The 13,331-nt window shown below is 47.3% G+C and carries 6 protein-coding genes, 1 tRNA gene and 3 rRNA genes; 5 read left to right on the plus strand and 5 right to left on the minus strand.

Annotated features, from left to right (window positions below):
- Position 1: 1 nt before the first annotated feature.
- The gene (gene mdtD, locus XBJ1_RS00195) at positions 2-1,384 is read right to left on the minus strand and encodes a multidrug transporter subunit MdtD (RefSeq protein WP_012986671.1); all 1,383 of its coding nucleotides are present in this window, start codon (positions 1,382-1,384) and stop codon (positions 2-4) included.
- 556 nt (positions 1,385-1,940) lie between these two features.
- Between mdtD and XBJ1_RS00200 the strand changes: the two genes are divergently transcribed.
- The 4 genes from XBJ1_RS00200 to rrf all read left to right on the plus strand — a co-directional run bounded on the left by XBJ1_RS00200 (position 1,941) and on the right by rrf (position 6,938).
- Positions 1,941-3,483, plus strand: a 16S ribosomal RNA gene (locus tag XBJ1_RS00200).
- An 83-nt stretch (positions 3,484-3,566) separates the two neighbouring features.
- Positions 3,567-3,642, plus strand: a tRNA-Glu gene (locus XBJ1_RS00205).
- 186 nt (positions 3,643-3,828) lie between these two features.
- Positions 3,829-6,738 (plus strand): 23S ribosomal RNA (locus tag XBJ1_RS00210).
- An 84-nt stretch (positions 6,739-6,822) separates the two neighbouring features.
- A 5S ribosomal RNA gene (rrf, locus tag XBJ1_RS00215) occupies positions 6,823-6,938 on the plus strand.
- Together the 16S, 23S and 5S rRNA genes with 1 tRNA gene alongside form the textbook arrangement of a ribosomal RNA operon.
- Before the next feature lie 121 nt (positions 6,939-7,059).
- Here rrf and actP read toward each other — a convergent pair.
- The 3 genes from actP to acs form a co-directional block, all read right to left on the minus strand.
- On the minus strand, positions 7,060-8,706 hold the full coding sequence (gene actP, locus XBJ1_RS00220; protein WP_012986672.1) for a cation/acetate symporter ActP: 1,647 nt from the start codon (positions 8,704-8,706) through the stop codon (positions 7,060-7,062).
- Complete coding sequence (locus XBJ1_RS00225) at positions 8,703-9,014, minus strand: DUF485 domain-containing protein (RefSeq protein WP_012986673.1); 312 nt, start codon at positions 9,012-9,014, stop codon at positions 8,703-8,705. Before XBJ1_RS00225 ends, actP begins: the two co-directional genes overlap by 4 nt.
- Positions 9,015-9,183: 169 nt before the next feature.
- Positions 9,184-11,139 carry an acetate--CoA ligase gene (gene acs, locus XBJ1_RS00230; protein WP_012986674.1) on the minus strand — a complete coding sequence of 652 codons (1,956 nt, stop codon included), beginning with the start codon at positions 11,137-11,139 and terminating at the stop codon, positions 9,184-9,186.
- A gap of 371 nt (positions 11,140-11,510) precedes the next feature.
- Here acs and sodA point away from each other — a divergent pair, with 371 nt between their 5' ends.
- Positions 11,511-12,137, plus strand: coding sequence for a superoxide dismutase [Mn] (gene sodA / locus XBJ1_RS00235; protein ID WP_012986675.1), 627 nt, complete (start codon positions 11,511-11,513; stop codon positions 12,135-12,137).
- A 155-nt stretch (positions 12,138-12,292) separates the two neighbouring features.
- On the opposite strand, the gene trpS is transcribed toward sodA, so the two are convergent.
- Positions 12,293-13,327, minus strand: coding sequence for a tryptophan--tRNA ligase (gene trpS, locus XBJ1_RS00240; protein ID WP_012986676.1), 1,035 nt, complete (start codon positions 13,325-13,327; stop codon positions 12,293-12,295).
- Positions 13,328-13,331 lie beyond the last annotated feature (4 nt).

Genomic DNA, 13,331 nt, shown 5'->3' on the forward strand with positions numbered 1-13,331 from the left:
ATTACTTTTTGATCAAATTCCGGCCATCTTCTTTCTTCAATAACAGGAAAACAAAAGAAGAGGCTAGAGTAATCACGCCTATCGTAATAAAGGTATAGTGGAAGTGATCCACTGTTGAACCGTATTCCGCTGATTCGTAAAACCGAAGGATTGCAGCACTGACTGTTACTCCTAAACTGATAGATAACTGTTGAGTAACCGCCAATAGGCTATTGCCCGCACTGGCATTGTTATTATTCAAATCACCAAGGGTAATGGTATTCATTGATGTAAATTGCGTGGACATTGCCATTCCTAAAACAAATAGAGGAATGATCAAAAAGACGAGTGATATCTCCGGTGTCTGTAGTGAAAACTGTGCAATCATCACACCAATGATCACCGTAACCCAAATGAGCGTGTTTCGATATCCAAATTGAGTCAGTAATTTGGTGACAAAAGATTTAGCGAGAATTGCGCCAATGGCGTTTGGTGCCATCATTATCCCGGCAATAACCGCCGAATAACCAAAACCCACTTGTAGCATTAACGGAATAAGAAATGAGAGGGATCCTGTACTTAAGCGAGTGGCAATATTGCTGGTGATACCAACTGAAAAGGTACGTGTTTGGAACAACTGGAGGTCGATGAGTGGATTTGGGTGCCTTTTTGCATGAAAAATATATCCTGACAGCATAATGATACTACCCGCCATAACCGCAACGGGAACATAGTTAGGTAGAGTATTATTACCAAATAAATCAAAGCTGACCGAAAGCATCACCAGTCCTACACTAAATAGCATGAATCCCAGAAAATCAAAGAAGCATTTAGGCATGGTAAAGTTGGGCATGTGCTTTTTGGCATAAATAATACCCAGTAGGCCGATAGGAATATTGATGATGAAGATCCAATGCCAAGTTGCATAAGTTACTAACAGTCCGCCGAGCATGGGGCCTAAAATTGGGCCAAGCAAACCTGGCATAGTCACAAAATTCAAAACGGGCAACAATTCGCTGCGAGGATATGCCCGCAGTAATGCCAAACGGGCAACAGGCATCATCATGGCACCACCGATCCCTTGAATGACGCGGGCAGCTACCAAAAAAGAGAAACTGCTGGATAACGCACAGGCGAGTGAACCTAAAGAAAAAAGGGAAACGGCATAAATGAATATCCGTTGTGTGCCGAATCTATCAGCCAACCAACCACTGACCGGGATTAACATTGCCACCGTTAAGGTATAACTAACAATGGCTGGCTGCATTGCCAGAGGATGATGATTAAGACTTTTAGCAATTGCCGGCAATGCGGTATTAAGGATGGTTGCATCCAGGGATTGCATAAAAAAAGCTATCGCAGCAATCCAGGGCAGTCCCGACATACTGCGTGCAGATTTGACCATTAGATATCCTGTTATATTTTAATAATCGATGATTACTTACTGGGTATTTTTTTCCATTTGTTTTTGTTCTCTTAACTGCATGGATGTCACATGCTCCTTCTATTTAACACATTATACTACTGTATAGATTTAACCATTGTTGTCGATAACACCAATATCTGATCGAAAAGAGAGCGTAAATGCCAGTTTTGTTGAAAAAAAACACGAACGGAAAGAAAATTCAAAAAAACTATTGCCAGGCACGGAAAAGTCCCTATAATGCGCCACCACTGACCGACGCTGAGCGAAGACACGCCGCCGAGGACAGCGGGAGAAAAGCCCTGAAAATAAAGGCTTGACACCCGGCGAGGAAAGCGTAAGATACGCAGCCTCACGACACGGAGCCCTGCTCCGGTCGGACCGCTCTTTAACAATTTAATCAGACAATCTGTGTGGGCACTCACAAGACAGTATCGACAGCATCGCAAGATGCCGAAAACTTTAAAGTCTTAAAGAGTGACTAAAACAGTTAATTCATTACGAACTAACAGTAACAATTCTTTGAGCATCAGACTTTTAATTGAAGAGTTTGATCATGGCTCAGATTGAACGCTGGCGGCAGGCCTAACACATGCAAGTCGAGCGGCAGCGGGGGGAAGCTTGCTTCCCCGCCGGCGAGCGGCGGACGGGTGAGTAATGTCTGGGGATCTGCCCGATGGAGGGGGATAACCACTGGAAACGGTGGCTAATACCGCATAACCTCTTTGGAGCAAAGTGGGGGACCTTCGGGCCTCACGCCATCGGATGAACCCAGATGGGATTAGCTAGTAGGTGGGGTAATGGCTCACCTAGGCGACGATCCCTAGCTGGTCTGAGAGGATGACCAGCCACACTGGGACTGAGACACGGCCCAGACTCCTACGGGAGGCAGCAGTGGGGAATATTGCACAATGGGCGCAAGCCTGATGCAGCCATGCCGCGTGTATGAAGAAGGCCTTCGGGTTGTAAAGTACTTTCAGCGGGGAGGAAGGCAACAGCGTAAACAGCGTTGTTGATTGACGTTACCCGCAGAAGAAGCACCGGCTAACTCCGTGCCAGCAGCCGCGGTAATACGGAGGGTGCAAGCGTTAATCGGAATTACTGGGCGTAAAGCGCACGCAGGCGGTCAGTTAAGTTAGATGTGAAATCCCCGGGCTCAACCTGGGAACGGCATCTAAAACTGGTTGACTAGAGTCTCGTAGAGGGGGGTAGAATTCCACGTGTAGCGGTGAAATGCGTAGAGATGTGGAGGAATACCGGTGGCGAAGGCGGCCCCCTGGACGAAGACTGACGCTCAGGTGCGAAAGCGTGGGGAGCAAACAGGATTAGATACCCTGGTAGTCCACGCTGTAAACGATGTCGATTTGGAGGTTGTGCCCTTGAGGCGTGGCTTCCGGAGCTAACGCGTTAAATCGACCGCCTGGGGAGTACGGCCGCAAGGTTAAAACTCAAATGAATTGACGGGGGCCCGCACAAGCGGTGGAGCATGTGGTTTAATTCGATGCAACGCGAAGAACCTTACCTACTCTTGACATCCTCAGAATCTGCCAGAGATGGCGGAGTGCCTTCGGGACCTGAGAGACAGGTGCTGCATGGCTGTCGTCAGCTCGTGTTGTGAAATGTTGGGTTAAGTCCCGCAACGAGCGCAACCCTTATCCTTTGTTGCCAGCACGTGATGGTGGGAACTCAAGGGAGACTGCCGGTGATAAACCGGAGGAAGGTGGGGATGACGTCAAGTCATCATGGCCCTTACGAGTAGGGCTACACACGTGCTACAATGGCAGATACAAAGAGAAGCGACCTCGCGAGAGCAAGCGGAACTCATAAAGTCTGTCGTAGTCCGGATTGGAGTCTGCAACTCGACTCCATGAAGTCGGAATCGCTAGTAATCGTAGATCAGAATGCTACGGTGAATACGTTCCCGGGCCTTGTACACACCGCCCGTCACACCATGGGAGTGGGTTGCAAAAGAAGTAGGTAGCTTAACCTTCGGGGGGGCGCTTACCACTTTGTGATTCATGACTGGGGTGAAGTCGTAACAAGGTAACCGTAGGGGAACCTGCGGTTGGATCACCTCCTTACCTGAATGATAGTGATTGTGCAGTGTCCACACAGATTGTCTGATGAAAGAAAATGAGCAGGAATGCCCGCGAAGAAGACTTGAGTCCCCTTCGTCTAGAGGCCTAGGACACCGCCCTTTCACGGCGGTAACAGGGGTTCGAATCCCCTAGGGGACGCCATCCTGTTCAGGCACTGTGTGAAAGGCAGGGTCACCGAATTATTGGTAAACGGACTGCAAAGTCGGTTTACCAATAACGCTCTTTAATAATCTGGAACAAGCTGAAAATTTGAAACAATCAGTGCCGTCATGGACGGGACTGGTGAGTCTCTCAAAACGCACACCCGAAGACACCTTCGGGTTGTGAGGTTAAGCGACTAAGCGTACACGGTGGATGCCTAGGCAGTCAGAGGCGATGAAGGGCGTGCTAATCTGCGATAAGCGCCGGTAAGGTGATATGAACCGCAATAACCGGCGATACCCGAATGGGGAAACCCAGTGCAATCCGTTGCACTATCCTGGCCTGAATTCATAGGGTCCGGAGGCGAACCGGGGGAACTGAAACATCTCAGTACCCCGAGGAAAAGAAATCAACCGAGATTCCCCCAGTAGCGGCGAGCGAACGGGGAACAGCCCAGAACCAACATCAGCATCAGCGTCAGGAGAACGGTCTGGAAAGGCCGGCAGTAAAGGGTGATAGCCCCGTATCTGAAGACACTGGTGGTGTGAGTTCGACGAGTAGGGCGGGACACGTGGTATCCTGTCTGAACATGGGGGGACCATCCTCCAAGGCTAAATACTCCTGACTGACCGATAGTGAACCAGTACCGTGAGGGAAAGGCGAAAAGAACCCCGGCGAGGGGAGTGAAATAGAACCTGAAACCGTGTACGTACAAGCAGTGGGAGCCTTGATTTATCAGGGTGACTGCGTACCTTTTGTATAATGGGTCAGCGACTTATATTCTGTAGCAAGGTTAACCGTTTAGGGGAGCCGCAGGGAAACCGAGTCTTAACTGGGCGTTAAGTTGCAGGGTATAGACCCGAAACCCGGTGATCTAGCCATGGGCAGGTTGAAGGTTGGGTAACACTAACTGGAGGACCGAACCGACTAATGTTGAAAAATTAGCGGATGACTTGTGGCTGGGGGTGAAAGGCCAATCAAACCGGGAGATAGCTGGTTCTCCCCGAAAGCTATTTAGGTAGCGCCTCGTGAATTCATCTTCGGGGGTAGAGCACTGTTTCGGCTAGGGGGTCATCCCGACTTACCAACCCGATGCAAACTGCGAATACCGAAGAATGTTATCACGGGAGACACACGGCGGGTGCTAACGTCCGTCGTGAAGAGGGAAACAACCCAGACCGCCAGCTAAGGTCCCCAAGTCATGGTTAAGTGGGAAACGAAGTGGGAAGGCTCAGACAGCCAGGATGTTGGCTTAGAAGCAGCCATCATTTAAAGAAAGCGTAATAGCTCACTGGTCGAGTCGGCCTGCGCGGAAGATGTAACGGGGCTAAACCATGCACCGAAGCTGCGGCAGCAACACTTAGGTGTTGTTGGGTAGGGGAGCGTTCTGTAAGCCTGCGAAGGTGTGCTGTGAGGCATGCTGGAGGTATCAGAAGTGCGAATGCTGACATAAGTAACGATAAAGCGGGTGAAAAACCCGCTCGCCGGAAGACCAAGGGTTCCTGTCCAACGTTAATCGGGGCAGGGTGAGTCGACCCCTAAGGCGAGGCCGAAAGGCGTAGTCGATGGGAAACGGGTTAATATTCCCGTACTCGGTGTTACTGCGAAGGGGGGACGGAGAAGGCTAGACCAGCCGGGCGACGGTTGTCCCGGTTCAAGCGTGTAGGTGGGAAGAATTGGTAAATCCGTTCTTCCGTGAACACTGAGGCGTGATAACGAGGCACTACGGTGCTGAAGTGGTTGATGCCCTGCTTCCAGGAAAAGCCTCTAAGCATCAGGTAACAGTGAATCGTACCCCAAACCGACACAGGTGGTCAGGTAGAGAATACTCAGGCGCTTGAGAGAACTCGGGTGAAGGAACTAGGCAAAATGGTGCCGTAACTTCGGGAGAAGGCACGCTGGCGCCAGGTGACGGGACTTGCTCCCCGAGCCGAGGCCAGTCGCAGATACCAGCTGGCTGCAACTGTTTAATAAAAACACAGCACTGTGCAAACACGAAAGTGGACGTATACGGTGTGACGCCTGCCCGGTGCTGGAAGGTTAATTGATGGGGTTAGCGGCAACGCGAAGCTCTTGATCGAAGCCCCAGTAAACGGCGGCCGTAACTATAACGGTCCTAAGGTAGCGAAATTCCTTGTCGGGTAAGTTCCGACCTGCACGAATGGCGTAATGATGGCCAGGCTGTCTCCACCCGAGACTCAGTGAAATTGAACTCGCTGTGAAGATGCAGTGTACCCGCGGCAAGACGGAAAGACCCCGTGAACCTTTACTATAGCTTGACACTGAACCTTGAACCTTGATGTGTAGGATAGGTGGGAGGCTGTGAAGTGTGGACGCCAGTCTGCACGGAGCCATCCTTGAAATACCACCCTTGAATGTTTGATGTTCTAACGCAGGCCCGTTATCCGGGTCGCGGACAGTGTCTGGTGGGTAGTTTGACTGGGGCGGTCTCCTCCCAAAGCGTAACGGAGGAGCACGAAGGTTAGCTAATCACGGTCGGACATCGTGAGGTTAGTGCAATGGCATAAGCTAGCTTGACTGCGAGAGTGACAGCTCGAGCAGGTACGAAAGTAGGTCATAGTGATCCGGTGGTTCTGAATGGAAGGGCCATCGCTCAACGGATAAAAGGTACTCCGGGGATAACAGGCTGATACCGCCCAAGAGTTCATATCGACGGCGGTGTTTGGCACCTCGATGTCGGCTCATCACATCCTGGGGCTGAAGTAGGTCCCAAGGGTACGGCTGTTCGCCGTTTAAAGTGGTACGCGAGCTGGGTTTAGAACGTCGTGAGACAGTTCGGTCCCTATCTGCCGTGGGCGTTGGAAGATTGAAAGGGGCTGCTCCTAGTACGAGAGGACCGGAGTGGACGCACCACTGGTGTTCGGGTTGTCATGCCAATGGCACTGCCCGGTAGCTAAGTGCGGAAGAGATAACCGCTGAAAGCATCTAAGCGGGAAACTTGCCTTGAGATGAGTCTTCCCTTGTCCCTTGAGGATACTGAAGGAACGTTCAAGACGAGGACGTGGATAGGCTGGGTGTGTAAGCGTAGCGATACGTTGAGCTAACCAGTACTAATGAACCGTGAGGCTTAACCTGACAACACCGAAGGTGTTTTGGTGAGAGAGAGACGCAGTTTCAAATGAAAAACAGCAGCTTGTTCGGGATTGAACACAGAATTTGTCTGGCGGCCATAGCGCGGTGGTCCCACCTGATCCCATGCCGAACTCAGCAGTGAAACGCCGTAGCGCCGATGGTAGTGTGGGGTCTCCCCATGTGAGAGTAGGGCACTGCCAGACATCTATTTAGCCAGAGAAGCCACCCCACCGGGTGGCTTTTTTGCATTTGATGAATTTTAAAAGGACTTTTGAAAAATAATTTACTACTCCGATTGGCTAAACAAAATTAATGTACCTTCCCCTACTCGATACCAATTCCAGTCTGTGAACGAATAAACTGATTGCGAAACATTTTCCTTTCCTGCTGACCTTGTTGTGATCCATCTGTGATGGAAAATAACCATGTACAGATGAATGCTACAAACATAGAAAACAGTGCAGGGTATTCATACGGATAAATTGGCTTTTCATGACCGAGGATGTTGACCCAAATAGTAGGCCCAAGGATCATTAATACAACCGCACTAATTAATCCTAACCACCCGCCAATGAGTGCCCCTCGCGTTGTCAGCTTGTTCCAGTACATCGATAATAAAATAATCGGAAAGTTACAGCTTGCGGCAATTGAGAATGCCAAACCCACCATGAAGGCAATATTTTGTTTTTCAAACAGAATACCCAATCCAATGGCGACAAAACCGAGAATAATGACGGTAATCTTAGAAACTTTCAGTTCATCCCGCTCATTGGCTTGACCTTGCTTAATTACATTAGCGTAGAGATCATGAGAAACTGCTGAAGCACCTGCTAAAGTTAACCCTGCCACAACAGCTAAAATAGTGGCAAAGGCCACGGCAGAGATGAAACCAAGGAAGAAGTTACCGCCAACGGCATCGGCAAGATGAACAGCGGACATATTCGTTCCACCAATTAATGCCCCAGTTGCATCTTTGAACGCGGGATTGGGACTGACTAATAATATTGCACCAAACCCAATGATAAACGTCAGGATATAAAAATAGCCGATAAACCCTGTGGCATAGAAAACACTTTTACGGGCTTCTTTAGCATCACTAACGGTAAAAAATCGCATGATAATATGTGGCAATCCGGCAGTGCCAAACATCAATGCCAGTCCTAAAGAGAGTGCTGATATAGGATCAGACACCAATCCGCCTGGGCTCATGATTGCCTGACCACGGGAATGCACAGCTATAGCTTCTTTAAACAGAGTATTGAAATTGAAATTTACAGCTTTCATGACCATCAGCGCCATGAATGTTGCTCCTGCCAGTAATAGGATTGCCTTGATAATTTGAACCCATGTCGTTGCCAGCATTCCACCAAACAGCACATACAGCACCATCAAAATACCGACCAAAATAACTGCAATGTGATAATTCAACCCAAATAGCAGCTCAATGAGTTTTCCTGCCCCAACCATTTGAGCGATCAAATATAGTGCAACGACAACCAAAGAGCCTATTGCTGACAAAGTACGAATGGGACGCTGTTTCAATCGATAAGAGGCGACATCAGCAAACGTGTAACGCCCTAGATTTCTCAAACGTTCAGCGATGAGGAATAGAATAATTGGCCAGCCAACGAGGAAGCCTATTGAATAGATCAGGCCATCGTAACCAGAGGTATAGACTAACGCGGAAATTCCCAGAAAAGAGGCGGCTGACATATAGTCACCAGCGATGGCCATTCCGTTTTGAAACCCTGTAATACGTCCACCAGCGGTATAATAATCTGAACGTGATTGCGTTCGTTTTGAAGCCCAATAAGTAATGCAAAGAGTGAACCCAACGAATAACAGAAACATAACAATAGCTTGAATATTCAAGGGTTGTTCTTCGACCTTGCCTGAAATGGCATCCGCTTGTGCTAAGTTGTGAAAGAGTGTGGAAAATAGCAGCATCGCTGACAATACGATTTTTTTCATTTTTTTACCTCATTGAGGATAGTCGAAGTCAAACGATCAAATTCACCATTCGCTCTGACAACATAGATCCCTGTCAATATGAAAGAAATAAATATAATGCCAACCCCCACAGGAATACCACGCGTCATGCTGGAGCCTTCATAGAGGGGAGTACCAAGCCACTCAGGGGAAAAAGCGATAAGAAAAATAAATCCAACATAAAGTACTAACATGATGGCGGATAACAACCAGGCAAAGCGCCCACGCTTCTGAACCAATTCCTTAAAGCGGGGATTATTTTCAATCTCTTGATAAATATCAGGATTCATCAGAGTGTCTCCTTCTTGGATTTTGAACGATACACCTTAATTGCGTTATTGATTGCTAAACGCGGGGTACAGAAGTCCGTGGGAGCTCATGACGTATTTGTCATGTCCCTGCACAGTTCTCTGTTTTTGGTGATACGTTATTCAAGCCGCCTTCCGGCGGCGTACTTTTTTAAGTCATATTCATGGATTGTTTTTCTTCCAGCAGTTTTTCAACGACACCCGGATCTGCTAGTGTGGAGGTATCACCTAAGTTACTGGTATCGCCGGAAGCAATTTTGCGCAAGATACGGCGCATGATCTTCCCTGAACGCGTTTTGGGCAAAGAATCCGTCCAGTGAAGAATATCGGGTGTTGCAATCGGGCCGATTTCTTTGCGAACCCAATTTCTGACTTCGGTATAAAGATCCGGGGAAGGTTCTTCACCATGATTCAGTGTGACATAGGCATAAATCGCCTGCCCTTTGATATGGTGTGGAATGCCAACAACAGCAGCTTCGGCAATTTTTGGATGTGAAACCAGCGCAGACTCAATTTCTGCGGTTCCCAACCGATGACCTGAAATATTCAGGACATCATCGACACGGCCAGTGATCCAGTAATAGCCGTCTTCATCACGTCGAGCGCCATCTCCGCTGAAATACATACCTTTGAAAGTGGAAAAATAGGTTTGTTCAAAACGCTCATGATCACCAAATAAAGTTCGCGCTTGTCCCGGCCAGGAATCCGTGATGACAAGATTACCCTCACATTCGCCAGTTAATGGCTCACCTGAGTTGCCCACCAATGCCGGACTGATACCGAAGAATGGCAAAGTAGCCGAACCTGGTTTGAGGTCGACTGCTCCGGGCAAAGGCGTGATCATGAACCCGCCTGTTTCGGTTTGCCACCAAGTATCGACAATAGGACATTTACTGTTACCTATCTTCCGGTAGTACCATTCCCATGCTTCAGGATTAATTGGCTCACCTACCGAGCCCATGATACGTAGTGACGTACGTTTGGTTCCTTCAATCGCCTTATCGCCTTCAGCCATTAATGCACGAATGGCGGTTGGTGCAGTATAGATAATATTAACCTGATGTTTATCAACGATCTGACAGAGGCGATTGACATCGGGGTAGTTTGGTACACCTTCAAACATCAATGATGTTGCACCGCAGGAGAGAGGCCCATACAGAAGGTAGCTGTGGCCGGTTACCCAGCCAATATCGGCTGTACACCAGTAGATCTCCCCAGGGCGGTAATCAAACGTGTATTTGAAAGTCAAAGAAGCATAGACCAGATAACCGCCAGTGGTATGTAGAACCCCTTTAGGTTTGCCGGTTGAGCCAGAGGTATAAAGTATGAAAAGTGGATCTTCGGCATTCATTTCTTCGGCAGGGCAATCTGTGCTGACATTTTCGATCAACTCATGCCACCACAAATCACGACCTTCCTGCCAGCTTTTGGTGTTACCAGTACGCTTGAAGACTACCACATTAACAACGTCGGTTACGGCTGGATTACTCAGTGCTTCATCGACATTCTTTTTCAATGGAATAACGCGGCCTGCACGTATCCCTTCATCTGCGGTAATAATCAGCTTGGCATTGGAATCGATAACCCTGCCAGCAATGGCATCAGGAGAAAAACCACCAAAAATCACGGAATGGATTGCACCAACTCGGGTACAGGCCAGCATGGCAACGGCGGCTTCGGGTACCATTGGCATATAAATCGCAACGACATCACCTTTTTTGACATCAAGTTTTTTCAATACATTGGCGAATTGGCAGACATCATGATATAGCTCGCGATACGTAACATGCTTGGATTCTGCGGGATTGTCTCCTTCCCAGATGATAGCGGTTTGCTCACCACGTTCCTGCAAATGGCGGTCAAGGCAGTTGGCACTTAAATTCAGTGTGCCATCTTCAAACCAGCGGATACTGACATGCCCTGGGTCGAAAGAGGTGTTTTTAACCTGAGTATAAGGTTTAATCCAATCCACTATCTTACCTTTCTCACTCCAGAACGCTTCAGGATCTTGTAGTGACCATTGGTAATCTTGTAGATATTGTTGTTTGCTTATCAGGGCCGTTTCTGCAATGTCAGCAGGAATAAGATGCTTGATTATCTGAGTCATATTTTTATCTCCTTGCGATTGTTAATACTATGTCAAAACAACGTTAACTAAAGTGTAAAGAGAAGTTTTGTTTCTTTTTTGCGCGGAAGATCACGCATTAAAGAGAATGCATTTCATGGAATGATCAATTAATGCGGCGTGTTTGAGAGAAATTAAGTTCTGTTGATAATTTAATCTTTGGAGAGAACGACTAACTTATGGATTTTATTTAGTTATTCTATCTAATGAAGAAATGAAACTGAGAAATGGAAAGGAAACCCTAGTTATAATATGGAATTGATAATCATTTTCATTGCTGTTTAAGTCATTATAATAACTATGTTGTTCACAAGCTGTGAGCCTTATACATTCTAAACTACTGGAGATATGACATGAGCTATTCACTGCCCGCTCTACCTTACTCTTATGATGCGTTGGAGCCTCATTTCGATAAGCCGACGATGGAAATTCATTATACCAAACACCATCAAACCTACGTGACTAACACGAATACAGCGTTGGAAGCTTTCCCTGAATTAGCTAAACTTCATATTGATGATCTGATCCAGCAGCTTGATAAAATCCCTGCGGATAAGCGCACTTTTATTCGCAATAATGCGGGCGGTCACTCAAACCATAGTCTGTTCTGGAAAGGATTAAAATTGGGAACGGTCTTAGGTGGTGCTTTGAAAACGGCCATTGAGAGGGATTTAGGTAGCATTGAGATCTTTAAGGAAAAATTTGAGCAGGCGGCTGCAACCCGCTTTGGCTCTGGCTGGGCATGGTTGGTTCTAAAAGCAGATGGCAAACTTGCGGTTGTTTCAACTGCCAATCAGGACAGTCCGTTAATGGGAGAGGAAATTGCCGGTGCTTCAGGTTACCCGATTCTGGGTCTGGATGTGTGGGAACACGCTTATTACCTGAAATATCAAAACCGCCGTCCAGACTATATTAAGGCGTTTTGGCATGTAGTGGACTGGGATGAGGCAGCAAAGCGTTACGAAGAAAAAATTAAGTAATTAGTGAGATTTATTTCTCTCAATAATGCTGGTCAATGCTATGGCCAGCATTTTGACTATTCGATATTATTGTTATCATGCGTGGGTAATACTTTAATAGCTATCAATAATTTATTGAGAGGAAAAAATGTATTACCCGAAAGTATATCGAACGATTACGGATGAGCGAGCAAACCTACCGCATCGTAGATTTTATCCAAAGTCGCCTGAGCACGGGCTTGTGCCTTGGCTGCCCCTTCTGCCATGATTTGATTTAGCAATGCTTCATCATTACGGAAATGATGATAACGTTCTTGCAAATCAGTTAGCATTTCGGATACAGCATCTGCGACAGCGCCTTTCAAATGACCGTACATTTTTCCTTCAAACTCAGCTTCCAATTCAGCAATGGTTTTGCCGGTGACACCAGAAAGAATATCCAGCAGGTTGGAAACACCCGGTTTGTTTTCCAGATCATAGCGTACACGAGGTGGATCTTCAGAATCGGTAACTGCACGTTTGATTTTTTTCGCGACAGATTTTGGATCTTCCAGCAGGGCAATAACGTTATTACAGTTATCATCCGACTTTGACATTTTCTTGGCTGGATCTTGCAAAGACATCACTTTAGCACCACCCGTTGGAATGAATGGTTCTGGTACGGTGAAAATATCACCGTAAATAGCATTAAAGCGCTGTGCCAGATCACGGCTCAATTCAAGATGCTGTTTCTGGTCAATTCCCACAGGGATTTGATTGGCTTGATAAAGCAGAATATCTGCGGCCATCAGAACCGGATAACTAAATAACCCTGCGTTGATGTTTTCCGCATGACGAGCTGATTTATCTTTAAACTGGGTCATACGGCCGAGTTCACCAAAATAGGTGTAACAGTTAAGTACCCAACTTAATTGAGAATGCTGTGGAACGTGTGACTGAACGAAGATCGTACTTTTCTTGGGGTCAATGCCACATGCGAGGTAAAGTGCAAGCGTATCAAGCGTGCGTTTTTTCAATTCATTTGGGTCTTGGCGCACGGTAATAGCATGCTGGTTAACGATGCAATAGATGCAATCATACTCATCCTGCATTTTAACCCACTGACGTAACGCCCCCATGTAGTTACCGATGGTCAATTCACCGGAAGGCTGTGCGCCGCTGAATACAATAGGTTTTTGGGAGTTTGGTTTCATTACAGTGGGTTCGTTCATTTTG

Origin of the sequence: Xenorhabdus bovienii SS-2004, from assembly GCF_000027225.1 — a bacterium.
GTDB lineage: Bacteria > Pseudomonadota > Gammaproteobacteria > Enterobacterales > Enterobacteriaceae > Xenorhabdus > Xenorhabdus bovienii_C.